22 protein-coding genes and 2 pseudogenes are annotated in these 22,750 nt (G+C 51.8%); 13 read left to right on the top strand and 11 right to left on the bottom strand.

What is annotated here, in order from left to right:
• The first annotated feature begins 5 nt into the window (after positions 1 to 5).
• Entirely contained in the window at positions 6 to 779 is a 774-nt protein-coding gene (locus ACQR3R_RS07635; protein WP_428271386.1) for a helix-turn-helix domain-containing protein, read from the top strand.
• Positions 780 to 795: 16 nt separating this feature from the next.
• Here ACQR3R_RS07635 and ACQR3R_RS07630 read toward each other — a convergent pair whose 3' ends face one another.
• Complete coding sequence (locus ACQR3R_RS07630; RefSeq protein ID WP_428271385.1) at positions 796 to 1,335, bottom strand: cupin domain-containing protein; 540 nt, start codon at positions 1,333 to 1,335, stop codon at positions 796 to 798.
• 122 nt (positions 1,336 to 1,457) lie between these two features.
• On the opposite strand from ACQR3R_RS07630, the gene ACQR3R_RS07625 reads away from it, so the two are divergent.
• The 4 genes from ACQR3R_RS07625 to ACQR3R_RS07610 all read left to right on the top strand — a co-directional run bounded on the left by ACQR3R_RS07625 (position 1,458) and on the right by ACQR3R_RS07610 (position 5,905).
• Positions 1,458 to 1,970 (top strand): cupin domain-containing protein, encoded by a 513-nt coding sequence (locus ACQR3R_RS07625; RefSeq protein ID WP_428271384.1) that lies wholly within the window; start codon positions 1,458 to 1,460, stop codon positions 1,968 to 1,970.
• Positions 1,971 to 2,147: 177 nt separating this feature from the next.
• Complete coding sequence (locus tag ACQR3R_RS07620; protein WP_428271383.1) at positions 2,148 to 3,971, top strand: Mu transposase C-terminal domain-containing protein; 1,824 nt, start codon at positions 2,148 to 2,150, stop codon at positions 3,969 to 3,971.
• Between the two features lie 8 nt (positions 3,972 to 3,979).
• Positions 3,980 to 4,852 (top strand): TniB family NTP-binding protein, encoded by an 873-nt coding sequence (locus ACQR3R_RS07615; RefSeq protein ID WP_428271382.1) that lies wholly within the window; start codon positions 3,980 to 3,982, stop codon positions 4,850 to 4,852.
• 3 nt (positions 4,853 to 4,855) lie between these two features.
• Entirely contained in the window at positions 4,856 to 5,905 is a 1,050-nt protein-coding gene (locus ACQR3R_RS07610; protein ID WP_428271381.1) for a TniQ family protein, read from the top strand.
• A 22-nt stretch (positions 5,906 to 5,927) separates the two neighbouring features.
• Here ACQR3R_RS07610 and ACQR3R_RS07605 read toward each other — a convergent pair whose 3' ends face one another.
• The 3 genes from ACQR3R_RS07605 to ACQR3R_RS07595 form a co-directional block, all read right to left on the bottom strand.
• Positions 5,928 to 6,887 (bottom strand): hypothetical protein, encoded by a 960-nt coding sequence (locus ACQR3R_RS07605; RefSeq protein ID WP_428271380.1) that lies wholly within the window; start codon positions 6,885 to 6,887, stop codon positions 5,928 to 5,930.
• Between the two features lie 191 nt (positions 6,888 to 7,078).
• Entirely contained in the window at positions 7,079 to 7,345 is a 267-nt protein-coding gene (locus ACQR3R_RS07600) for a tyrosine-type recombinase/integrase (protein ID WP_428272601.1), read from the bottom strand.
• Positions 7,346 to 7,481: 136 nt separating this feature from the next.
• Positions 7,482 to 7,982 carry a hypothetical protein gene (locus tag ACQR3R_RS07595; RefSeq protein ID WP_428271379.1) on the bottom strand — a complete coding sequence of 167 codons (501 nt, stop codon included), beginning with the start codon at positions 7,980 to 7,982 and terminating at the stop codon, positions 7,482 to 7,484.
• Positions 7,983 to 8,085: 103 nt separating this feature from the next.
• Between ACQR3R_RS07595 and ACQR3R_RS07590 the strand changes: the two genes are divergently transcribed.
• From ACQR3R_RS07590 to ACQR3R_RS07580, 3 genes are all read left to right on the top strand, one after another.
• Positions 8,086 to 8,202 carry a DNA-binding protein gene (locus ACQR3R_RS07590; RefSeq protein WP_428271378.1) on the top strand — a complete coding sequence of 39 codons (117 nt, stop codon included), beginning with the start codon at positions 8,086 to 8,088 and terminating at the stop codon, positions 8,200 to 8,202.
• Positions 8,203 to 8,441: 239 nt separating this feature from the next.
• Positions 8,442 to 8,597, top strand: a complete 156-nt coding sequence (locus ACQR3R_RS07585) for a hypothetical protein (RefSeq protein ID WP_428271377.1) — start codon at positions 8,442 to 8,444, stop codon at positions 8,595 to 8,597.
• 39 nt (positions 8,598 to 8,636) lie between these two features.
• Positions 8,637 to 8,834 carry a hypothetical protein gene (locus ACQR3R_RS07580; protein ID WP_428271376.1) on the top strand — a complete coding sequence of 66 codons (198 nt, stop codon included), beginning with the start codon at positions 8,637 to 8,639 and terminating at the stop codon, positions 8,832 to 8,834.
• 511 nt (positions 8,835 to 9,345) lie between these two features.
• On the opposite strand, the gene ACQR3R_RS07575 is transcribed toward ACQR3R_RS07580, so the two are convergent.
• Positions 9,346 to 9,591 carry a hypothetical protein gene (locus ACQR3R_RS07575; protein ID WP_428271375.1) on the bottom strand — a complete coding sequence of 82 codons (246 nt, stop codon included), beginning with the start codon at positions 9,589 to 9,591 and terminating at the stop codon, positions 9,346 to 9,348.
• Positions 9,592 to 10,133: 542 nt separating this feature from the next.
• Here ACQR3R_RS07575 and ACQR3R_RS07570 point away from each other — a divergent pair.
• A complete protein-coding gene (locus tag ACQR3R_RS07570; RefSeq protein ID WP_054614673.1) occupies positions 10,134 to 10,364 on the top strand; it encodes a hypothetical protein in 231 nt (76 codons plus the stop codon).
• A 492-nt stretch (positions 10,365 to 10,856) separates the two neighbouring features.
• Positions 10,857 to 11,510, top strand: a pseudogene (map, locus tag ACQR3R_RS07565) (type I methionyl aminopeptidase); the annotation flags it as partial.
• 116 nt (positions 11,511 to 11,626) lie between these two features.
• Here map and ACQR3R_RS07560 read toward each other — a convergent pair.
• From ACQR3R_RS07560 to ACQR3R_RS07545, 4 genes and pseudogenes are all read right to left on the bottom strand, one after another.
• The gene (locus tag ACQR3R_RS07560) at positions 11,627 to 12,640 is read right to left on the bottom strand and encodes an isocitrate dehydrogenase (protein WP_054614675.1); all 1,014 of its coding nucleotides are present in this window, start codon (positions 12,638 to 12,640) and stop codon (positions 11,627 to 11,629) included.
• A 511-nt stretch (positions 12,641 to 13,151) separates the two neighbouring features.
• Positions 13,152 to 13,886: pseudogene (locus ACQR3R_RS07555) on the bottom strand (YoaK family protein); the annotation flags it as partial.
• A gap of 151 nt (positions 13,887 to 14,037) precedes the next feature.
• Positions 14,038 to 15,282, bottom strand: a complete 1,245-nt coding sequence (locus tag ACQR3R_RS07550) for a malic enzyme-like NAD(P)-binding protein (RefSeq protein ID WP_428271374.1) — start codon at positions 15,280 to 15,282, stop codon at positions 14,038 to 14,040.
• Between the two features lie 529 nt (positions 15,283 to 15,811).
• Complete coding sequence (locus tag ACQR3R_RS07545) at positions 15,812 to 16,042, bottom strand: hypothetical protein (RefSeq protein ID WP_054614678.1); 231 nt, start codon at positions 16,040 to 16,042, stop codon at positions 15,812 to 15,814.
• Between the two features lie 140 nt (positions 16,043 to 16,182).
• On the opposite strand from ACQR3R_RS07545, the gene ACQR3R_RS07540 reads away from it, so the two are divergent.
• The gene (locus ACQR3R_RS07540) at positions 16,183 to 17,838 is read left to right on the top strand and encodes a SulP family inorganic anion transporter (protein ID WP_428271373.1); all 1,656 of its coding nucleotides are present in this window, start codon (positions 16,183 to 16,185) and stop codon (positions 17,836 to 17,838) included.
• 69 nt (positions 17,839 to 17,907) lie between these two features.
• Here ACQR3R_RS07540 and ACQR3R_RS07535 read toward each other — a convergent pair whose 3' ends face one another.
• Positions 17,908 to 18,093: a ribbon-helix-helix protein, CopG family gene (locus ACQR3R_RS07535; protein ID WP_428271372.1), complete on the bottom strand. Its 186-nt coding sequence runs from the start codon at positions 18,091 to 18,093 to the stop codon at positions 17,908 to 17,910.
• Between the two features lie 430 nt (positions 18,094 to 18,523).
• Between ACQR3R_RS07535 and ACQR3R_RS07530 the strand changes: the two genes are divergently transcribed.
• Both ACQR3R_RS07530 and ACQR3R_RS07525 read left to right on the top strand, forming a co-directional pair.
• A complete protein-coding gene (locus ACQR3R_RS07530; protein WP_428271371.1) occupies positions 18,524 to 19,156 on the top strand; it encodes a TRIC cation channel family protein in 633 nt (210 codons plus the stop codon).
• A gap of 337 nt (positions 19,157 to 19,493) precedes the next feature.
• The gene (locus ACQR3R_RS07525) at positions 19,494 to 20,051 is read left to right on the top strand and encodes a hypothetical protein (protein ID WP_428271370.1); all 558 of its coding nucleotides are present in this window, start codon (positions 19,494 to 19,496) and stop codon (positions 20,049 to 20,051) included.
• A 19-nt stretch (positions 20,052 to 20,070) separates the two neighbouring features.
• Here ACQR3R_RS07525 and ACQR3R_RS07520 read toward each other — a convergent pair whose 3' ends face one another.
• On the bottom strand, positions 20,071 to 22,464 hold the full coding sequence (locus ACQR3R_RS07520) for a response regulator (RefSeq protein ID WP_428271369.1): 2,394 nt from the start codon (positions 22,462 to 22,464) through the stop codon (positions 20,071 to 20,073).
• Positions 22,465 to 22,750: the final 286 nt, after the last annotated feature.

Below are 22,750 nucleotides of genomic sequence, written 5' to 3'. Positions count from 1 at the left end.
GGGCCATGCCGGAAATCAACGTTTTTCCCTACCAAAATACGCCGCGTAATGTCGTCGTGACCGCACGTGATTATGCGGACGGAACGATGTTTGCGTTACACAGCCATCCGCGTGGACAGTTCGCTTATGCTGCCAGCGGGGTAATCACGGTGTTTACCGATGAAGGTAACTGGGTGGTTCCGCCGCAACGCGCGATATGGGTACCCGCGCATTTACCCCACGCCATGCAAATGCGTGGCCCCGTTACCTTGCACAACACCTATATCCGCAAACAGGCTGCGTGCCGGCACGGGCTACCAGAGCAGTGTCAGGTATTCGACGTTTCCGTCCTGTTGCGGCAACTGCTGTTGAAGGCGATTGACGCCCCCGCGCGTTACGATAAACAAGGACGCGACGGCCACCTGATGGAGTTGCTGCTGCACGAGATCGCCGAGATGCCGGCACTTTCACTCAATGCTCCATTGCCATCAGAGCCACGCCTCGCACGAGTGTGCCGCGAGTTCCTGGCCCAGCCTTCGCTGGAGGTGAGTATTGACGAAATGGCCGAGCGAGCGGGAATGAGCCGCCGAACCTTCACCCGGCACTTTCGATTGCATACCGGTATCAGTTATATCGAATGGCGCCAACAAGCCTGCCTGCTCGATGCGGTTGTTCAATTGGGAAAAGGTCGATCGGTTACCCATGTCGCGATGGCGTTGGGCTACAGCAGCTCAAGTGCGTTCACCACAGCGTTCAAGCAATCTACGGGTCAACTGCCCAGTCGCTATTTTGCAGGCTGACACCCCGAGCTTGCCGTTAACTCTTGCGTAGTGTGTCGAGCCAATACTGGTGAATGGCGCCCTGCGAACCCTGTACCGGGTCTCGGGCGGGGAAGGGTAGTGCAACTATTTTAGCCAATTGGGCTGTAGTGGGTGCCTCGAGACAGATGTCGGCGTGTTGACCCGGCGGATAAGCACCGACGACAAGAAAGTCTTCGCTGGAGGCTAAATTGCAATGGCCAGTGCCAGCAGGCAATAACAAAACATCGCCTGAACTGACCTCAATAACATGTCCGTTTGACCCCCCAAGCATCAGCCGGGCCTGGCCGCTGAAGACACCAAGCACTTCATGACCCTCGGTATGATAGTGATGGTAGTTGTAAACTCCGTAGCGCCATTGTGGCGGCCAGCCATTGTCGTTGAAGGTTTTCTCGAACAGCTCGGCGGGGTCGCTATCCTGAATTGCAATCGCTTTGGGGTAAATAATGACCGGTAAGCGTGGGTTGTTAGGAACCCAATCATTGGGTTCGAGCATCAGGGTTTGAACAAGAGCTGTCACAGCGCGCGGTGTGTTCATCAACGTTTGGCCTCGAAGACAACGGTTGCCAATAAATAGTTAACTACGCTAAATAGATGTTTAGTATAGCTATTTAATATCACGGGCTTATCAGTCTGCATTGACGGCAGGGAGCGCAAAACATGATCCCACGCAAATCTCCGAGCGCTGAAGAAGTAATCAGCACACTCAATCTGGAACCTCATGTTGAAGGCGGTTACTTTCGTCGAACCTACCAAGCCGATCATCGCGCCCTGATCGAAACAGTCGGTGGCCCGCGCTATTTGATGACATCCATTTACTACCTGTTGACCACTGAATCTCCCATTGGCCAGTTTCATTTGAATCAAGCTGACATCGTGCATTACTACCATGCCGGTGATGCCATCCAGTACAGCCTGATTTATCCGGATGGCACTTTAGAGACCGTCGTCATGGGCGGCGACATAATTGCCGGTGAATACCTGCAGCTCCATGTGCCAGCCGGCGTGTGGAAAGCCTCGCGACTTGAAGCTGGAACAACGGGATACGGATTGATCAGTGAAGCCGTTTCACCGGGGTTTGATTTCGCAGACATGCAAATGGGTGACAGGTACACACTCAGTGAAGCATTCCCGGAGCATGCAGCGTTGATTGAACAGCTCACACGACAATGAAGCTAAACAGGCAAACCAGCTGCTTGTCGTCAACACTTAATGTCAAGAATCTGTAACTCGTTGATTTTTAGAATTATCTTTTCGTGCGCACATGATGTTTATCCGAAAAAATCTTTTTTTTGCATTTAAATAGAATTCTGCTTGAATTATTGTATTTAGATAATATTCGAATCAGCTATGAAAATTCAACAAAACGACAGATTTCTCTATGAGGGAAAAGTGTGGAGCTACGTAGCTTCCCTTACGGAAACCTCGGTTCAGCTGTACTGCGAAGCGGAGCATGTTTTTGCTGAAGCTGACCTATCAAAGATTGAGCTGATTTCTTTAAGTTCTTCATCAATCGAGGAGCCAAAAAAAGATTTGTCGGGTGCATCATTGGCTGAGTGGGAATTGGCTGAGTTTCGGTATCTAGCGATTAAAGAATATATGCAGCATGCTGAAGAGCATGAGGCATTTGCGAAATTGAAAGCAACTCTATCGTTGAGCGAGTCTCGTGTGTATGTACTTGTGCGAAATTATAACGAGGAGGAGGGGCCAAGTAGCCTTTTAAGATCCAAAAAAGGGAGGAAGGCAGGTTCCAAATTTATCGCTCGCAATATAGAAGTTATCATAAATTTCGCTATCGAGCACGAATGGAAGGGCCCAGGCAGTACGATCAAGGGAGTTCATCTAAGGGCTGAAGAAATGTGTCGGGCGGCTGGTGTCTCTCCCCCCTCTTATGGAACCGTTCAAAAAAGATTGAAAGAACTTCCCGAATCAATGTTGGCGAAGTTAAGTATCGGAGTGAAGCGAGCGAATGATAAGTACTCAGCCCGGCCCAAGCATAACGACTCGCCAAGGGCACTTGCAAAGTGGCAGATGGATCACTGTGTTATAGATTGCATCATCGTGGATGAAAAAAACCGCAAGCCGCTATGCCGTCCTTGGGCCACGTTGATTATTGATGTGCATAACCGAGTCGTGCCTGGTTACTATTTATCGCTAAATGCCCCAGGGTCTTATAACGTTGCAATGGCAATCAGTCACGCTGTATTTCCTAAAGGAAAGTGGATTGAAGCACTTGGGGATGAAGATATTAAGTATCCGTATTACGGAAAGCCAGAAGAAATTGCCATGGATAATGCAAAGGAGTTTAAGTCACCTTCATTTAGGATTGCCTCAAAAAAAAATAATATACATTTAGCTTGGCGGCCAATTGGTAAACCTTGGTGGGGAGGACATATTGAGCGGCTAAATGGAACTTTAGCCATGAGTTATATTCACTTTCTTCCTGGAACAACACTTTCCAATGTGGTGTTAAGAGGGGATTATGACAGTGAAGGGCAAGCCTGTCTTACATTTTCCGAGTTCAGATTATGGTTCGCGCGCGCGATTCAGTCTTACCACCACAGTAAGCATCGTATGTTGGACGGCATGACGCCCCATGAAAAGTGGATTGAAGACTGGACAACAGAGGCTGGAAAGTTATCACATCCGGCGTTGCTCGCGAACCCGCAAGACTTTTTTATTGATTTTCTACCGGAAGAAAAGCGAGTGATAAGCCGTCAAGGTATCCAACTTTGGGATATCATGTATTGGTCACCTTCATTAGCTCCTTACATATCGAGTAAAAAGTGGTCAGTCAAATATAATCCTAATTCACTGCGACATATATGGGTTAACCCTTCAGGGGAGCGCTATATACAGGTGCCGTACAGCGACATTACCCGACCTGACGTGAGTATTGAAGAGTATCGAGCGGCCAAAAGGGAAGTTAAAAGAGATAGACCGGGTATGGCCAAGGTGACCTCTGAAGAGGCTTTTTTAATGATACAAAAAAATAGGGCATTGGTCGAAAACTCAAAAGCGTTAACCAAGCAAGCCCAAAAAAAGAGGGAACATCGCGAAAACACCACTGGTTTTGACCGTGTCGCTGGGGTATTCGAAATGTCTGTTGCTACCGTGAACATTGACGATGATGACTACGAATCCCCACCCCGCATATTTCCCGTGGACACATGAGGTGTTAAATGAGCGAGTCGGAGCACTATTCGCATGTCATCCCAAGTCGTCGGAGTATTGTCGATGCTGAGGAAGCTGTGCGCATCCGGGCAATTAACGAAGATATTTGGGTTGAATACCCACTCGCTGCAAAAATCTTGGGGCATGTGAAATACATGCTGCAGCTACCTATAAAGCACCAATCACCTTGCTTGTTGGTCCATTCTGGGGGAGGGATGGGCAAAAGTGCTCTTTATCAAAGAATATTGAGTTTGTACGGTTTCGGACGTAACTCTGGCGCAACGCTGGCGTCCATGACTATCAGGGCGAAGCATGCCGCAGGCCATCGAATTTTTAGTGATGACCTTATTGGCGCGGTCACGGGCAACATGTATAGGACTAGTCGAATCGACGATGAGAAACTTTCCGCGGCGATCGTTTCCAGGGATATTAGGGGCATTGTGTTGGATGAAGTCAACGATATGCTGCACGCCAATCGATCTGATCTAAGCCGAAATATGAAGCTTATCAAGGAGCTATCGGGTGCCCCTTACTACCTTATAGTCATTGCAATTGGTACTCATGAATGTAATGAGGCGATCAACTCAGATCGACAATTTGCAAGGCGATTTTCTAGAATTGAATTAACGCCTTGGCGGGATGAGCAAGTATTACGATCTTTCATAGCGACCTACACCATGACATTTCCTCTGAAATCGCCCTCTGATGTGGATAAGCCGGCGATCGTAAAGTACTTAGTGAGCGAATCAGATGGGGTACTTGATGCCATTGTGAAGATGCTTTGTAACGCCGCCTCGTGGGCAGTGCTTGAAGGGCGTGAGGAAATTGATCTAGACTTAATAAAAAAAGGGCGGGAGATGCCGGTAGCGAGGAAGGACTAGGTAGTGAATGAGACACTCGGCGATGAAACTATATCCTCTTGGTTAGAAAGACAGTTATTTTACGCGTCTCTTGGCGGGGAAGGCCAGTTTTTCTGCGGCATGCGAGGGTACTTGGATGCTCGGGCCGATAGCGACGCCGACTATTATTCCGATCAAGATTTCAGTGGTTTAGTTTCGATGTTGCCTTACATTCCTCCTGATCTAAGTTTACATAAGAAGCCCGCGACTTTCTTTATGCTTATTCCGTCATCGGAACGGATTAATTTCTGCCCTGCTTGTGTGAAAGATGACCTTAAAACGAAGAAAACTGCCGTTTGGCGAGAACAATGGTCATTGGGGTGGTATGTCATTTGTGTTAAGCACCGATGCATATTGTGTTCATTGGGTACAGAGCATCGCGTTGGCAGCACGAAATACCGGGCCGAAAAGGCTTGCAAGTTTTTGATCGAACATGGGTATCTAAGTCCGCAGAGCCACCAGTCCAATGAGCATCCTCTTTCATCAAAGTTGCCTATCGGCAGGCCAATTAGAGAATTAGCCAAAGAAATTGATGGTCTTGCTTTTATAATGCAATTGAGAATTCAACAACTCATTATGTATAAGCCCTCTATATCGAGCGGTGAATTGGCTCTCATCTATGATTTGATGAGTGTAATGCTGCGAAGTCATGTGCGAAGGACAGAGGCCACCCCCTTTTGCTATCAGTTAGTAAAAAAAATTACAGGGCGGAATTTCTCAATTCCTCGCCAGTTATCTGGTGATGCTTCGGTGGCCTTGTCTGGAATTGCGCAGGTGGTTGAACCTTATCCTCGTTTGTTAGCGATGGCATTGAGCGCTTTTTTACTAGAGCTGCCAGGATCACAAGCACGCTGGTTGCGTGCCAGTCAATTATTTGCCGAAATGGGTATGTTGGTTCCTGGGGATAAGGGTCTGTTATATGCAGCGCTAGCTGGCGTCCCCGAACTGGGAATTAAAAGCTGGTTTTTCAAGCAAATGTCAAAATATCCCATTGAACTTCGTATGCTATGCCGAAAATTTTCCCTCGATTCATAATGCTTGCGGCGAGCTCAGCGCTCTACCGTATAGACATTACATGCCGGCCTGGGTAACCGTGCCACCCGACATGCGCGAGAATCGATTCTCGGTCCCAGCCTCCAGCCTCTTCGTTACCAGTTAATCCATTACTCAAACCTGTACTGGTGATCCGAGCGATCACACCTGCGTTATTCGCAACTGTATCAAGAATAAGATTAATTGTTTGTGAATGGAGTTTCTCATTCTTGATCTCTCCCCACCTATTTATTGGACGCAATAGAGGCCCCTCATTAGAAAATATTGCGGCTATCCACTCTTCGGTCGCTTTCACTGGGCAATGAAGCTTCAGATAGGGAACTAACATTTTAGCTCGATGATTAGTGGCGGGTGAGAGATTGACCAGCATACCTCGGGCGCTTGAAATCTCCAGGTCGTTTATCTCCAAGCCGACGATCTGCTTGGCTGAAAGCGAGCACCAATAACCTAGGAGCAGGATCACTCGGTCACGTAGAGACCTTAATTGTTCGCCGGTGGGGGTGAGGAACAATTCGCTATGCTCATCGTGTGCATCCTCATCAAGACAATCGTCCATTAATGTGAAGTCATTAAACGTCACCGCCAGCCGGCGGCGGGGAACGTGACCGCTAGTTCTTTTGATGTGGTCCATGAACTCACGGACGTCCTCATCCTTGGTGGGGTCCGCGAAGCCTTGGCTGCTATGCCAGTCAGAGAGAGCAGACAATTGGATCTTAAGCGTGCCAGGCGAGAACGAATCTCTGGATACCGACAAATATTCTATTATTGCCGCTGCGGAGGTAGGCAGCTGCTTCCCATAGGTGAAGCGATAGTGATCTACGGCATTTTTGTAGGATCTGACCGTATTGAGGTTGGAATATGCCGAGTGAGAAGGTTTGCCCTTAGGCGCTTGGCGGTCTTTAATAAATACCTCGTTTATGAAGGTCTGTTCAGAGATTGATTTATCACCTCTATCGCCATTCATACTTGTTAGCTCTCTCCAAGATTTCTCTTAAATCGTAGTCACTATCAAGTGTATGTCAAAATCTACGAGTTTGAGCGGGGGGGCACGGTACAGACTCACCTCGGATGCACGCCCAGGTCATGTCAGTATTTTGCCTAAGTTGGCATGAGGGTAGTCCGTGCTGTATTCATCGTTCAGTGGAACTGATGCCCTTACGGAAGGAGCCTTGTTGCTTGGCTGTTTAGCAGTGCGCCAGCTTCAAAGTAACCCATCACTGAGATCACACTGCGATGTTCGGTCATGGCCATGACCTCTCCTAGCGGCACGCCCTGCCGGCCAGCCTCAGTAACAAAGCCCGAAGGCAAACTGTGCGCTGCCCAATCCCCCTCCAGTCCGGCTAATTTCGCCCGGCGCTGAACGATGCGCGCCACTTGATCCGCTGATAGGGGCGCGGCTCCAACCTTGTTGCCTTTATACAGCCGACGAAACAGCGGGCCCTATGTGGTCGGGAGCGGCCGCCAGCCAGGCGCTCAGGGCCTGTGCTGCAGGTCCCCGCAATGGCTTCTCACGGCGCACGCCGCCGGTGGCGGTCTTGGTCGTTCCCAGAGAGTACAGTCAGGTGTCGGCATCCAAGCGGCGTACATCGTCCACTTGCTGGCCCACCACTTCCGAGCGCCGCCGACCGCCACCACTCCAGGCCAGCAAGAGCAGGGCGCGATCACGCACACCGCGCACACCGCGAACGCCGTCACTGCAGGTGGCGAGCAGCGCCCCCAGTTCCCCCTTGACCCGGGCGGCGACCAGCGCCGCGTCGATCGCCGGCGGCAGCAGGTGCGCCCAGGTACCGTTGCTCAGCGGCCGGGCTAAATGATCAAGGACGAACTGAATCGCTACCGTGGCCGGCAAGGGCGCACCCCCGAGCGCCTGACCGTAACGCAACTGCAGCCAGGCCGACAAGTAGGTGAGGGCGCCGCGGTAGCTGCGCACGGTGTTGGTCGCCGTGCCCGCAGCGAGAAACGCTGCTGCGGCTTCCTGGGCGTTTAGCGCCAGAACATGCGGGTCGAAGGGCGTTGCGTCGACCAGCGCTAACTGATCGGTGTTATTGAGTAAGTTCATCGGACTGAAATTTCCGTCTTCGGAATTAACGGCGGATAACATTCCATTATCAGACCTAATATAGCCGGAGATAAACCATGGCAGCAGGGGGCCGGAAAACGACGTGTTTGCCGCCGCCGACGCCGTGTTGGCCCGTGGCGAACGGCCGACTGTGGAGCGCGTGCGTTTGGAGTTGGGTCGCGGTAGACCGGCGCGGGTCAGCAGCCTGCTCGATCAATGATGGGCGCGCCTGGCCGAGCGGCTGAAGGGTGAAACCATCTACCGTCATTGCCCGGGGCGTGTCGCAGGTGTTTGTCGCGGTGTGGCAACAGGCGATCCATCTGGCGCGAGGCGTTGCCGAGCAGGCGTTGGCCGAACAATGTCAGGCCTTGGCTGTCGAGCGAGCGCGAGCGAGTCGCCGTCGTGGAGGACCAGGCGCGCCAAGATTAGGCCCAATATCGCCAGCAAGCATCGGAGGCTGTGGCCGGTCGCCAGAACGCCGAGACGCGCTTGTCGGATCTGGAGCAGCTGTCGGTGCAGCGCAAGACACAGATCGAGGACCTGCAGCAGCAGCGCGTAAGCCTGCTGCGTGAACGCGGTGAAATGCAGCAGCAGAGCCATGCATTGCAGCAATAGCTGCTGGTGTTGCGACACGGGGCCGAGCAGGAGCGTGCCGTGCAGGAGACCTACCTTCGCGGTGTCGAAAATCGTGCGCACCGCGAGATCGATCGAGCCCGCGAGGAGAGCAAGAGCCGCGCGGCGCAGCTCAAGGAGGCAAGCCCCAGCAGCGGCAACTGGCGGCATCACAACAAGCACGAGTGGATACTCTGGGTCAGCGACTGGCGCAGCAGACGCAAACGGTGCCGCGCCTAAACCTAAAGTGCGCAAACGCGCCACAACGACTTCGAAGCGAACAACTTAAAGAGAGGCGAGGGCGACACGGCGTCACCTGCAAAACGAACCACGCTGGTCGCCGTGGAATTTCGCGGAATAGATGCTTAATGGATGATTTAGGATTCGCCGATGATCTGCCGGTCGAGACAAGCGACCAGGTGGTGCTTGGCCGATCCGCGTTCGCGAAAACCTAGCAGCGGTCATTGTCGGCTGGAAGGATAAGGAGAATTCGGGAGCCGCTCTGGGGGAGTTGCGTGAACGCGTATGGCACTGATCACCTTTTTGGCTATTTCGGCCGACGTCACGCTGCGGGGACTAAGCGCGGCGTTTTGCGGCTTGGTCGCATGATTAACAGTGCATGCCCCGGTCCATGCCAAGTTTCGAGCGATGCATCACTCTTATCTTGCTCTATTCAAATACCTGCATTCCAAAACATTCTAAAAGAACGGCACCCAAATAAAAGAGACTCATCAACTGGGTAGCAAGCCCATCATTCAGCTTTGAGTGTTGATACAAATATAGCCAACGCAGGGTCTTTTTCAGCATTTTGTTTGTGTCTGCCGATGAAAACCCACTCGTCTTCTGTCCAAAGAATTCGTGTTGTTTTAGGCGCTTTGCAATCAAACACAACCTGGTAGATTTTTGTTTCCCGCTGTTGGACGACGACGCATTGCTCAAGGCAAACAAACAATCGCTGCCCGGGCTCCAGTGTCGGAGCACTGAGCGGGATACGCATCTTAATTCCTGTTTTTCGCATGATGACTTTCGTCCTTGAAATTCAGAAACCGTATGCGTTAAATCAAAAGCAAAGAAGATCCGCTGCTGCCAGGGTCTCATTTCATGCGTTTGAGCATGACGCCATGTGTGCTCTTCAAGGTGCAATCATCGCGGTCAAGTAAGTCGTTTTGACCCGTACAGACAATCACCTTCAAGGAGTGGAATTGATAGCCATTACTGATCATGAGCGCTTTTTGGTTCGGTTTTATTCTCGATCTGGCCATTAGGGTCTTCTGTCACTTGAAGCTCATCGGCAAGGTCGTGTGCCTTCAAAGACAAAGCATTGGGCGGAGCCACCCAGGCCAGCGTACCTCAGGCGGCTTGGTGGTTCTGCTGACGACTAGCCTGCGAGGGTCTATATGTGCATAATATTATCATGTGGTGATAATAGAAAGGTAATCTACTCAGTCTTGCCTCAGGCAGCGGCGACGTTTTTTGCTCAGTTGCAAGGAGGCAAAATCGCGCATGAGAACAGAAATATGTGAGCGTTTGGAGAGCTGCATGAAACGTGAGGACGTACAAATCAAACACGCTGAAGGCATTCAGTTTGATACCCATTTGATTGCCAATCCGGCAAACACCCAGGAGTGGATCGCCTTTTTTAAAAAAGAAGCAGGAAGAAGCTTTTTCCTGGTTAATGACAACGAAGAAATTGAACCCTTCCGACACCTTGATGATTTGATTCATGAACTGCGTGAAATCGGTATCAAGGTTGCTGAAATTCATTTTTGAATTCTTTTTCCTTGGAGTGTCGTCATGTCTGTCAGGGTCGAACATCTGTCAAGTCCGAGTGAAGAACTATGGTCCGTGTGTGTAGGAGTGCGGAGAATTCAGTTCCGTAATGAGCAGGGTGCAAAGGACTACGCGGCAAAGCTGAAAGAGCGTATTGAAGCTCCACATCTGTACCCATATGCAGCGCCTGCAACCGGTGATCGAAGTGCTGGCGAGTAATTTGCTGTGTTGATCTGGTTTTATTATAAATATTGAAACATAACAAAATTATTACCCCCCCCCCCCTGCTTGGGGGGGGCACAAGCCTGCAAGTTATAAATAGAAAGCGTTAAGTTTATGTTGAGTATTTTCGACAAGTGAATGCCCGTTCATTCAATATCTGGAGTCGCATAATGAGGGTGGAAGTGCCAACTAAAAAGCCAGCAGAAATTGCCCTGTCGCGGGCGCTGGTAAACTGGCCGCGGAAGTTTTGAGCATGAAGCGCCTTATGTCAAACCAGGCGTTTCTACCGACGAACTTGACGCGCTATGTCATGACTACATCGTCAACGTGCAAAAGGCCATTCCTGCCAATGTCGGCTATCAAGGTTTCCCTAATACCTTGTGCACATCTGTCAATCATGTGGTGTGCCACGGCATCCCGTCAGATAGAAAGCTTCGGGATGGCGATATCATCAATATCGACATCGCAGTTCTAAAGGATGGTTGGTTCGGTGACACAAGTCGCATGTACTTTGTGGGTGAGCCAAGCGCTGAGGCTCGCCGGATAGTGGACACCACCTATGAGGCGATGTGTGCCGGCATTTATGCCGTAGGTCCTGGCGCGACGCTCGGTGATGTCGGGCATGCCATTCAAACTGTGGCGCACCGTGAGGGCTACAGCGTTGTGCGCGAATACTGCGGACATGGCATCGGCATGGTTTACCACGATGAGCCGCAGGTTCTTCATTATGGCAACCCAGGCGAAGGGCTGAATCTGAAACCGGGCATGATCTTCACCATTGAGCCAATGCTCAATGCTGGAAAGAGCGATGTAAGAACGCTTGGTGATGGCTGGACGGTGATCACCAAGGATCTTTCGCTCTCGGCCCAGTGGGAACATATGGTCCTGGTCACTAATGATGGTTTTGAGGTATTGACTCCTTGACCAGACCAATCAGAGGAGTATCAGGAGATTTTCTAATCGATTGGCCAGCCCTCCTGCTGAGCCGCAGCGATGGATGTAAAAGCGCCAGCTCTGACTGAGCTGGCGAGTGTGTCTATCTAGTCTCGCAAATAGGCCACCAAGGCGTCAGCGAAGGACTCGGTTGTACCGGTTCCGCCCATATCCGGTGTCACTTGATCACAGGAGGTTTTCAGAACAACGCGGATCGCGGTACGAATGCGTGTTCCCTTGTCCACCATGCCCAAATAATCAAGCATGTCTGCGGCAGCCAACAACAATGCACATGGGTTTGCGATGTTCTTGCCGGCAATGTCTGGTGCCGAGCCGTGGACCGCTTCGAAGATGGCCGCATCGGCGCCGATGTTCGACCCGGGCGCCAGGCCCAATCCACCCACCAGGCCTGCGCACAAGTCTGAAAGGATGTCGCCAAACAGGTTGGTGGTGACAATGACATCGAATTGATGGGGATTCATCACCAACTGCATACAGGCGTTATCGACGATCATTTCGTGAAATTCGATTTCCGGATATCCCGCAGCGACTGCACGTGCAGCCTCGAGGAACAAACCGGAACAAGACTTGATGATGTTGGCCTTGTGCACTGCGGTAACTTTCTTGCGACCTTTGCTGCGAGCCAACTCGAACGCATATCGCACGATGCGTTCGGAGGCTGTGCGTGTTACGCGAATGCTCGCCAAAGCGACTTCGCCGTCCGCTGAAATACTTTGTCCTTCGGGTAGGTACGCCCCCTCGGTATTTTCGCGCACCGTGATGATGTCGATATCTTCGAAGCGCGAACGGGTACCAGGGAAACTGATCGCGGGTCGTACATTGGCATAGAGATCGAAATGGCGGCGAAGGTGGACGTTGATCGATGAGAACCCACGACCAATCGGTGTCGTCAGAGGACCTTTGAGTGCGACACCATGTTTGGCGATTGTCTCTATGGATACTGGGGGCATCAACTGCCCATGTTGCTGTAAGGCCTCTAGGCCGGCCTCAACGAAGTCGTAGCGAAGATTGCAGTCAAGAGCATCGAGTACGCGTAACGTCGCTTGCATGATCTCAGGGCCGATGCCGTCACCCTTGATGATTGCGATTGTTTTGCTCATGTTCTCTTCCTTAACAGCGCTATGTCAGCCGGCTGTATTGATTGGGTCATTGAGACTGGAGTCACGAGTCTGCTGATAAGCGTTGACTGCCCGACGGCTATACCGCTGCAGTGCGCTGTGTTTCATTGGCCGCGCCGTGACTGCGCAGGTCATCGCGGATGAAATGACGGGCGTCCTGAGAGGGTGTCAGATCTCGCGCCGCACAGAACTACTAGAGGATGATGCTGATGCGGGGCGAGCTACCGGGTCAAGCGTGCTGTCATTGCTCCAGCGAATACGCGTATAACATTAACATATAATGTTAATTCTATGCGTAGGAAAAGAGGGTTTTCATCTTGAGGACTGTGAGGCATTTGAACGTCCGTGCATGACGGGTTGAGGTGGCTTTAAGACAGGGATAAAGGAGTAGGGGGGCTCGAATCGTTCTGGACGTCGCACCGCCAATCCAAAACCAGCGGGCTCGCACCTAACAACAGGCATTGCCTCACTTTCGCATGACACGGCGGACAAAAAGCCTGACGTCATCAAAGGCAGGCACGATTGCCAGCGTCACCAGAACCATCGCGAGCGGTACCGTTGAGATGTACCCGATGTGCTTGAAGCCAAATGCACCCACCACGCCGCCGAAGAAGAAATTCAGCGCGAGCAGTATCAGTATTTTGAGTCGGGTCCGATTGGCGAGAACTTTTGGATGGGTCGATGTGCTAACGGCATTCCAATAAAACAGTTTTCCAAACTCGATACCGATATCCGTGATGATCCCGGTGATGTGAGTCGTTCGGATTTCGGCTTTGGATATTTTGGTAATCACCGCGTTTTGCAGACCCATGATGAAACACAGCAGCATCACGGTGACGGACACGAACAAACCATCCACGGTGGAAAGCTGAGCGCCCATAAATCCAAAGCAGATGAGCAGAAAGGCTTCGAACAAGAGGGGCACGGCAAACTCACTGTGCATCCGTCTGCGTCGGGAGTAATTGACCATGACCGCAGAGCACGCAGCCCCAACCAGAAAAGACAACAATGCGCCGGTGCCACTAAGAACCAGGTCGTAGTCTCCCAGCACACTGTTGTCTGCCATCGAAGAAACGATGCCTGTCATGTGTGAGGTGTACTGATGCACCGCCAGGAAACCGCCAGCGTTGATTGCTCCTGCGACGAAGGCCAGGACAAACCCAAGATGTCGGTTTGCGGCTGTGGTACGCCTTCGCCCGGTGAGGCTCCTGACATATTTGATCGGCATTTATTCACCCTTGTCTCAAGGGTGTGAGGAGCAAAAAAGCCAGCCGATTATGCATATCTGATATCACCAGGTACTCGCGATTTAGTCGGGGCTGCCCGTTGGTAGTTGATGCCTGATCGGTGAACAGAGGATCTCCTGCTGGAGCATCAGCTTAGAGCGGGTAGTGCGTCGGGTAATGCAGCTTCGCAACGCCGGTGTCGATAGCAGCCTTGGCCACTGCGCCGGCTATCGCTCCGAGCAGGCGAGCATCGAGCGCTTTGGGGAGGATGTAATCGCGCCCAAACTCGAGCTTATCGACGTTGAACGCTTGCAGCACTTCCACAGGCGTCGGCTCTTTGGCCAATTGGCGCAGTGCTTCAACCGCCGCAATTTTCATTGCTTCGTTGATCCGGGTAGCGCGGACATCCAGCGTCCCGCGGAAGATGAAGGGAAAGCCCAGAACGTTATTGACCTGGTTCGGGTAATCAGAGCGACCGGTCGCCATGATCAGGTCATCACGAGTGGCCATGGCGAGCTCGTAGCTGATTTCAGGGTCCGGGTTCGAGCAGGCAAACACGACCGGATTAGGTGCCATCGCTGCCAGTGCTTCTGCCGGAAGCAGATTGGCTCCAGACAGACCGACAAACACATCAGCGCCCTTCATGGCTTCCATCAGCGTACGCGGGCCACCGTCGTTAACGAATTGTGCTTTGTATTGATTGAGGCCTTCCCGAGCGGAGTGAATAACGCCGATGCGATCGACCATGTACAGATTGCGTCTTTGAGCGCCGAGACTCAGCAGTAGTCGCATACAGGCAGTGGCTGCGGCACCCGCACCAAGGCAAACAATTCTCGCATTTCCCAGGGTTTTGCCCTGAATCTCAAGTGCATTGAGCATGCCGGCGGCAGTGACGATGGCAGTGCCGTGTTGGTCGTCATGGAAGACGGGGATGCTGCATTGCTCGATCAGTGCTTCTTCGATTTCAAAGCACTCAGGAGCTTTGATGTCTTCCAGGTTAATGCCGCCAAAGGTGTCAGCAATGCGTACGACTGTCTCGACAAAGGCCTGGGAGCTTTCAGCGTTGACTTCGATATCGATCGAATCGATTCCGGCAAAACGCTTGAACAGCAATGCTTTCCCTTCCATGACCGGCTTGCTGGCCAAGGGACCTAGATTGCCCAGGCCCAGAATGGCAGTGCCGTTGGTGATCACAGCCACCAGATTTCCTTTACCGGTGAAGCGGTAGGCATTCTCGGGATTCTTTGCTATTTCGCGTACAGGCTCGGCTACGCCAGGGCTGTAAGCCAGTGCGAGTTGGGCGGCTGTGTCGGCAGGCTTGTTCAGCGCAATGCTGATTTTTCCTGGGGTTGGGAACTCGTGGTAATCCAGTGCAGCCTTTTTGAAGTCGGTAGTCATGCGATCACCTGATTAGATGTTTATTACAATCACATGTTAACATTATTATAATGATAGGCGATGAGGTCCTGACCCACAGACCAGGATCGAATTGCCAGCTGAGCGCTGCTGATGAAGGGGTTTATCAGCCAGCGGACCCACTCTATTGGCCCTAAGACTTCAGGGCGGGCCTGTATCTGTTGGCCAATAGAGATCCTCCTGTGCTTGAACCCGTCTTAGGCCACCTTGTGTGGCCATTTTTTTGCGCGCTCGAATGTCCCAAGCGTCAAGGCGCTGGGGTCATGGGTGTGAACGACAGGCTCGGATGAGCGCGGTGATCAATGATCTTGGCTGTGAGAGACGTGGTGAGTTCGCGGGAAGGCATGGGGTGCGTCGATTCTTTCTTTTAGTGTGGCGGCATATTCCTTTGCTCCCTGCTCAGTCCGAAATTGGATGCAGCGGCTACCGAAATGTACCGACTAATACGCTTCGCTTTGACCGGACAGATACCCCACCTTTACTGACATCTCAAACTCCTTGAGTGGAACAATCAGAAATGAACTTCGGCGGACTTGATACCCAGCTCTCGAAGCTCGCGGATCAGTTCATCGAGGTGTCCAAATGACTCAATTTCTTCGCTGTCATTGACCAGAAAATAGCTTCTCCCGGCGTCCTTTTTGAAAAGAATGATCCACTCGTGCGTATTGGCCGGGTTGGCTATCACATGCGTGTCGAAGTGCATGCCTTCACCGTGTTTGGTTTTGACGTCGTCGCGTTTCATGCGGGGTCTCCGGGCATAAGTTTATGCGCTCTCGACACTGTATCTACAGTGTCGCTGGTGTCGTACGAGGCTAGGCCAATTGCTTTACTATTATCACGGCATGTGAATAGTATGCACATGCCACCAAAGCGAGGCTAGTCATGATTGCGATACGAGAAGCTTGGAAAGCGGGCTTGTTAGGGCGCGAGCATTGGCTTCGAAATATCGTTTCGGGGGTCATCGTCGGCGTCGTGGCGCTACCCTTGGCCATGGCATTTGCCATCGCTTCGGGCGTCAAGCCGGAGCAAGGGATCTACACGGCAATTGTAGGTGGCTTGTTGGTTTCGCTTTTCGGCGGGAGTCGACTACAGATCGCCGGCCCTACCGGGGCGTTCATCGTCATTCTGGCCAGCGTAACCGCCAAGTACGGCGTTGATGGCTTGCAGATCGCGACAATGATGGCGGGCGCAATTTTATTACTGCTCGGCATCACCAAGCTGGGCGCACTCATCAAGTTTATTCCCGATCCCGTGATCGTTGGGTTCACCGCTGGCATCGGTGTGATCATTTGGGTCGGGCAGTGGAAATACTTTTTGGGCTTGCCGAAAATCAGTGGCGAGCATTTTCATGAGCGGCTTTGGCACCTCATCCAGGCGCTGCCCGGCCTTCATGTGCCCACGACCCTGTTAGCCATCTTGAGCCTGCTGCTGGTGATTCTTGCGCCTAAAATTCCAGGCGTGAGGCGTGTTCCGGGTCCTCTGATTGCCATGGTCGTTGTGACGGCGTTGCATTCCGGTTTTCAATTCGATGGCGTGGCAACGATCGGGAGTGCATTCGGGGGGATTCCTCAAGGCCTACCCAAAATGGGTCTGCCTGAAATAACGCTGCCACAGATCATTGAATTGATTGGTCCTGCGTTCGCGATCGCGATGCTGGGGGCTATCGAGTCGCTGTTGTCTGCTGTTGTCGCCGACGGGATGGCCGGCACCAAACATGATTCCAATCAGGAGTTAATCGGACAAGGCATTGCCAACCTGGTCACTCCTCTGTTTGGTGGCTTTGCCGCAACAGGTGCGATCGCTCGAACAGCGACCAACATCCGCAACGGTGGCAACAGCCCCATTGCGGGTTTTGCGCACGCCGTCACCTTGATTTTATTGATCTTCTTCTTGGCACCTCTGGCTTCGGATATCCCGCTGTGCGCGTTGGCTGCGATCTTATTCGTGGTCGCTTACAACATGAGCGAACTGAAACACTTCAAACGCATGGTCAAACGAGCCCCTAAAGCGGACGTTGCGATCCTTTTAATCACCTTCAGCCTGACCGTTTTCAGCGATCTAGCGATTGCAGTGAATATCGGGGTCATTCTCGCCACGCTGCAATTTATGCGTCGGATGGCTTCATCTGTAGAGGTTCAGCTAATGGTCGAAAAAGAGCTGGAGGCAGAGTTGCGCATGAATGGGCATGTACATCTTCCACCTGGTGTTTTGGTTTACACCATTGAGGGGCCTCTCTTCTTTGGCGCAGCAGAAAACTTTGAGCGCGTTTTAGCTCAGACGCACACCGATCCCGGGACGTTGATTATTCGCCTGAAACGGGTGCCGTTCATGGATATCACGGGCTTACAAACGCTGCTCGAAGTTATTGAGCAGTTGCGCAAGCGCAGCATCGTCGTGAAGTTGTGTGAAGCCAACGAAAAAGTCCTTGGCAAGCTCGACAGGGCAGGGATTATTCAGGCGCTCGGCTCACAGCATTATCATGCTGACTTCAGTGGCGCACTGGGCAGTTACGCCGAGATCGACAAAACCCAGGGTTAGAGATGAGGTGCAAGAGAGTAGAAGGAGCGATGAGCAGGTATTCGTCGTACCCGCTCATGCGCAGATGAATCACTTGCCATTGGCCGCAGCTTTGCTTTTGGTGGCGTAGGACGCGCCATGCGTCTCCAGATAGTCTCGAATAAGCTGTCGAACGACCTGAGAGGGCGTCAGGTCCTGAGACGCGCACAGCTCCTCAAGCGCTTTTTTCTTAATGGGATCAATGAGCACAGTTAGTCGTGCAGTCTTATTTTCCATGGAATTGCCTGTACCCTAAAACGATCAATGTTAATCAAATTGTAATGTCCGGAGATTTATTTGTCACCGGTTAGGTTCGTTACAGTTAACTGGATTGACCGTGATCAGAAGTCGACGAACCGTCGCAAATGATCGCGACGAGGTTGCCCTTACCTGTAAAGCGGTAAACGTCTATCGCCACGCAAGGCTGCAAACCCGCTGGGCTATACGCCATTGCCAAGTCGCCTGCCGTTTCGACTTGCACGCTTGATTCTGAGCGGATAACCCTCATGACGATACATCACCGTGTTTTTTTGCCCTGTGCTCATCGCACGCCTCAGCTGTGCTTTTATTATCATAATATGATAATGTTATTAGGCCCTGATGTGTGTCATTGAGGGCGGTTCATTTCAAGAACTTTTCCCATTTGCAGTACAGGCTGGTTCCGTAGATGAAGGCTTACCACGCTGGTTGGGTGATCTATTACTGTGAGTTATCAGGCGTTGCAGCCTTCGCAGTGACAGGCACCCTAATGGCAGGGCGAAAATCGTTGGACTGGTTCGGCGTAATTACCATAAGTTTAGTCACCGCTTTAGGCGGCGGTGCCTTGCGTGACGTACTGATGGCACATTATCCGATCGAGTGGGTTTCCAATGAGAATGGCTTTTTGGTAGGAGTTAGTGCTTCGCTAGGAACCATGATTTGGGCGAGGACCTTGAAAACCTTCAACGATAGGGTGTTGTTGGTAGCCGATGCATTTGGATTGGCTGTATTTACGGTCAGAGGAACAGATATGGCTCTTCAACAAAACCTCCCTCCCAGCATCGCAGTGATCATGGGTGTAGCTACCGCAGTCGCAGGGGGTGTGATGCGTGATGTGTTGTGTAACGAAATACCGTTGGTGTTTAAACGTGAGGTTTATGCATCCATCAGTATTTTGGGTGCCGTCGCCTACATCACGCTGTTGGATTTGCAGATTTCACTTGAAGTAGCGTCTGCAATCGCTATTGCGTTCGTTTTTGTCAGCCGTATTGCTGCCATTCGTTGGAAATGTAAGCTACCCAGATTCCATGTGGTCGATTGATCTTGTTGCTTGCCCAACAAAGCTACGTCCTATAAGAGAACATGAGTGATGCTTAAGTCATCTCTGCCCCCCATCCTTGAGGCTGCTCCTGCAGCTTTTTTTTCTTCGCCGTTAGATGCTACAAACCACATCGCTCTTCAGAATTTTCTGACGGTGACGACAACTTACGCATATTCCTTTGGTGTCGTGAGTTGTTTATGAAGAAGATTGCTGTCCTGATGTTTGCCGTTCTTTTCCTTGTCGGATGTACCAACCAGAAATTCAAGCCCGAATACCGTGCCCAGATACACACAGTGAAAATTCTCCCGGTTTCGTGGAAACCCAGGAAATGAGTTACATGGGACGTGAACAAGCATGGGGCGCTGCATTGGGCGCAGGTGTCGGCGCCGGTGTAGGGATGGCAGCAGGTGCATCGAACCTGACCAAGGCTGCTTTGGGTGGCGCCGGATTTGCCGTCGGCCTGAAAGCAGGCGACCTAGCGTCAATGTCGACGGTTGATGCCATTCTTTACAACATGGAAACCGCTGATATCAACTTGGGTGAGTTGGTCAAAAAGAGTTTCGAGGAGCAACTGGTCGCTACCGGGCGTTTCAAGATCGCTGCTGAAAACGAACCTGCCGATGCACAGATTGAACTGACCATCCTGAACTGGGGTTTCGCTCTGACTCAAGGCTTCAGCAGCGTGGTGTACCCAACGATTGCTGTGAGCGGCGTCATAAAACGCGGCGATGAACTGATCTGGCAGCGCAATGAACCGATAACCGCGTTCAACGGCGCCAACACCTATGGCTATACGCCGTTGCGCTATCGCACTGAACCGGAGTTGCTACGTACGGCGTTGACGGGGGTTACGCAAATTGTAGGCAGCTATCTGATCAAAGACATGAACGAATGACTGCTGGTCTGTAGGAAACTTAGTTTTTACGCAGCGTGCTCACACCGGAGGCCGACTGCGCAGAAGTCTGAAAATTGGCTGCCAATGCAATACGAGCCAGTGCGGGAATGGATTTGGAATGAGTGCGGGTCATGATCGAAGCCCGATGATTTTCAACCGTGCGCTGGCTGATTCCGAGCTCTACTGCGATGTTTTTGCTCGGATGCCCTGCAAGTACCATGTCCATGATCTGTCGCTGCCGGAGGGTCAGGCTATCAATGCAATGAGTGGCTTCCTGAGTCCATGCCAGCTTTTTATTTGCGTCAAGTGAGTGCTCCAAGGCTCTCGCAACACTTTGAAGTACCTCGCTACGACCAAATGGCTTTTCAATAAAATCTGAAGCACCTGCCTTCATGGCATCTACGGCGATTGAAACTTCGCTGCTACCGCTAATCATTACGGCGGGCAGGTTATCGCCGTTGCGTCTCAATCGATGCAGGAGTTCAAGGCCTTCCATCCTTGGCGGATGAGTATCCACCAGTAAACATGCACGTAGGCCGGGAGAGTAGTCCTTCAGGAACGCCTCGCATGACGCATAGTCCTGGACTAGGTAGTCGCTGGATTCAAGCACACCTCGAATCGTATCGCGAAAAAGATCGTCACGATCCACTACAAATATGATTGATGTCTTGGTATCGCAGGACTCGGCTTTATCGAGTTGCTCATCGTCAACAATCGCCAGGCGTTGTTGTGCAAGCAAGGAAGTAATAACAAAAATGACCTCTTTGAGCTTCGCCGGTTTGTTGAGCTGAGTACAGTGCTCGAACGCCACGTCACGGGAGGTCTGTCGTGAAATATCACCAGTCAGGATGATGGCGGGAATGCTGCGGTGCAGTCTTTTGCGCAGTTGGCTGATTAGTTGCAAGCCATTGATCGATCCTGGCAGATTGAAGTCAGCCAGTATCAGATCAGGCTGGACACCTCGATGTGTGACGCTTTCGAGCGCCGTGACACCGTCGATCGCCATTGCCACTTGATATCCTTCAGATTTGAGCAGGCCGCCCAGTAATTCGAGCAGTTCAACGTCATCCTCGACAATCAGGATCATTTCTTTGTTGGTTACTGGGCCGTGCTCTTGTAAATCATTTTCTTGCGCCGCGCTTGGCAGGGCTGCGCTTTCACGGGATAAAGCGACGTCAATAGAAAATGCAGACCCTTTTGCAAGACTCGATTGCACACGTAAACGGTGGCCCAACACGGTGCACAAGCGTTTAACGATAAGTAATCCTGTGCCATTCCCCAGACTGAAGTTTTCTATAGGCGCCGCGTAGTCTTTGAGGACTAATTCCTGCTCCGATGACCCCATGCCTATACCGGTATCCCAGACTTCAATGCTGAGCCACCGGCCGTGGCGGCGGCAGCCCAGAAGTATCCGACCTTCATGGGTGTACTGCAGCGCATTGGACAGCAGATTGCGCAACATTTGCTCCAGTAGGCGCGGGTCACTTTCCACCGAAAGATGACAAGGAACTACCTTCAGTTTCAAACCTTTGGCACCTGCCTTGTAGCGGAACTCGTCAGCGAGTCGATCCAGCAGGTCACTCATTCGAAAGCTGACGGGGTTTGCCAGGATCGCGCCGGTTTCAATGTGGTTGATATCCAGAAGGGCATTCAGCATTCCGGACATTGCGCCCACGGTTTCGCCAATCCTGACCGTCAGCTTTCGAGGTTGCTCATCTTTGAGAATGCCCAGCAGCAGGCCTTGCAACAACTTGAGTGTTTGTAAAGGCTGGCGTAGATCATGACTGGCGGAGGAGAGAAAGCGTATCCGGGTGGCGTTAGCGAGTTCCGCTTTCTGCGTTGCGTCTTCAAGCGCTTGGGTGACCTGCTTTTTATCGCAGATATCGGTAAAGGTAATGATCACACCTTCAACAAAATCATCTTGTTTGTTATAGGGCGAAATCCGACGGGTAAAACTCACTCCACTACGCGATTCGACTTCTCGCTCCAGCGGAGTCATATCACGCATGACAGTCCTGGCATCATCCAGGAGATTCACATCGGTTGCCATCGGACATAGGTCAGCCAGTGGTCGCCCAATGTCCTGGGTAAGAATGTTGAATAGTGACTGACTAGCGGGGGTGAACAAGCGGATATTCAGATTTGCGTCTAACAGAATGACCGCGATGTTCATGCTATTCAGCACGTTCAGTGAAACAAGCGAGGCGGTCCGTTGCTGTTCGAGCGAAGCACGAAGCTGATCATTCATCTCAGTCAGCTCGATGTTCAAGGAGCGCAACTGGTGAGTGGATTCGGTTGTGTTCTTTGGTGTCAATTGCTCTTTCGAGCCCAGCGTTGCAGCATCGGCTGAAGGAGATGGGGTAATCACCTTGGGCGTGGCCGTTCCAGCGTCGAGTGGAAGGCGAACAGGCATTGTGATCTCGCAGCAATGCATTCCGAAGGAATACGTCTCCTTGGATCCTACACCCCTTTAGTCGCTACGCAATGTCCACGCTTCAATGCTGTTCGAGTCAGCAACGTTGTAAATGGCATTCCCAACTGACCTGCTAAAAGTTACCCCGCCATTGCTGAACCGCGCCTACGTTTGTACCAGTGTATGTCGTCAAAGGTCTCCGACCGACGGTCGCTTATAGAATGCCTTGCTTACAGAAAACCCCTAGGTAGTTTCCGAGTCTGTCGCCCCCACTGTGATTCCTCAT

This window comes from Gordonia sp. IEGM753 (genome assembly GCF_050321825.1).
GTDB lineage: Bacteria > Pseudomonadota > Gammaproteobacteria > Pseudomonadales > Pseudomonadaceae > Aquipseudomonas.
This window is presented reverse-complemented; position numbering and strand designations above follow the sequence as displayed.

What these genes read in the sequence shown, in the direction of transcription:
- ACQR3R_RS07635 (WP_428271386.1), top strand. Translation starts at nt 6, where the DNA reads ATGCCGGAAATCAACGTTTTTCCCTACCAAAATACGCCGCGTAATGTC.
- ACQR3R_RS07630 (WP_428271385.1), bottom strand. Translation starts at nt 1,335, where the DNA reads ATGAACACACCGCGCGCTGTGACAGCTCTTGTTCAAACCCTGATGCTC.
- ACQR3R_RS07625 (WP_428271384.1), top strand. Translation starts at nt 1,458, where the DNA reads ATGATCCCACGCAAATCTCCGAGCGCTGAAGAAGTAATCAGCACACTC.
- ACQR3R_RS07620 (WP_428271383.1), top strand. Translation starts at nt 2,148, where the DNA reads ATGAAAATTCAACAAAACGACAGATTTCTCTATGAGGGAAAAGTGTGG.
- ACQR3R_RS07615 (WP_428271382.1), top strand. Translation starts at nt 3,980, where the DNA reads ATGAGCGAGTCGGAGCACTATTCGCATGTCATCCCAAGTCGTCGGAGT.
- ACQR3R_RS07605 (WP_428271380.1), bottom strand. Translation starts at nt 6,887, where the DNA reads ATGAATGGCGATAGAGGTGATAAATCAATCTCTGAACAGACCTTCATA.
- ACQR3R_RS07595 (WP_428271379.1), bottom strand. Translation starts at nt 7,982, where the DNA reads ATGAACTTACTCAATAACACCGATCAGTTAGCGCTGGTCGACGCAACG.
- ACQR3R_RS07575 (WP_428271375.1), bottom strand. Translation starts at nt 9,591, where the DNA reads ATGCGTATCCCGCTCAGTGCTCCGACACTGGAGCCCGGGCAGCGATTG.
- ACQR3R_RS07570 (WP_054614673.1), top strand. Translation starts at nt 10,134, where the DNA reads ATGAAACGTGAGGACGTACAAATCAAACACGCTGAAGGCATTCAGTTT.
- ACQR3R_RS07560 (WP_054614675.1), bottom strand. Translation starts at nt 12,640, where the DNA reads ATGAGCAAAACAATCGCAATCATCAAGGGTGACGGCATCGGCCCTGAG.
- ACQR3R_RS07550 (WP_428271374.1), bottom strand. Translation starts at nt 15,282, where the DNA reads ATGACTACCGACTTCAAAAAGGCTGCACTGGATTACCACGAGTTCCCA.
- ACQR3R_RS07545 (WP_054614678.1), bottom strand. Translation starts at nt 16,042, where the DNA reads ATGAAACGCGACGACGTCAAAACCAAACACGGTGAAGGCATGCACTTC.
- ACQR3R_RS07540 (WP_428271373.1), top strand. Translation starts at nt 16,183, where the DNA reads ATGATTGCGATACGAGAAGCTTGGAAAGCGGGCTTGTTAGGGCGCGAG.
- ACQR3R_RS07535 (WP_428271372.1), bottom strand. Translation starts at nt 18,093, where the DNA reads ATGGAAAATAAGACTGCACGACTAACTGTGCTCATTGATCCCATTAAG.
- ACQR3R_RS07530 (WP_428271371.1), top strand. Translation starts at nt 18,524, where the DNA reads ATGAAGGCTTACCACGCTGGTTGGGTGATCTATTACTGTGAGTTATCA.
- ACQR3R_RS07525 (WP_428271370.1), top strand. Translation starts at nt 19,494, where the DNA reads ATGGGACGTGAACAAGCATGGGGCGCTGCATTGGGCGCAGGTGTCGGC.
- ACQR3R_RS07520 (WP_428271369.1), bottom strand. Translation starts at nt 22,464, where the DNA reads ATGCCTGTTCGCCTTCCACTCGACGCTGGAACGGCCACGCCCAAGGTG.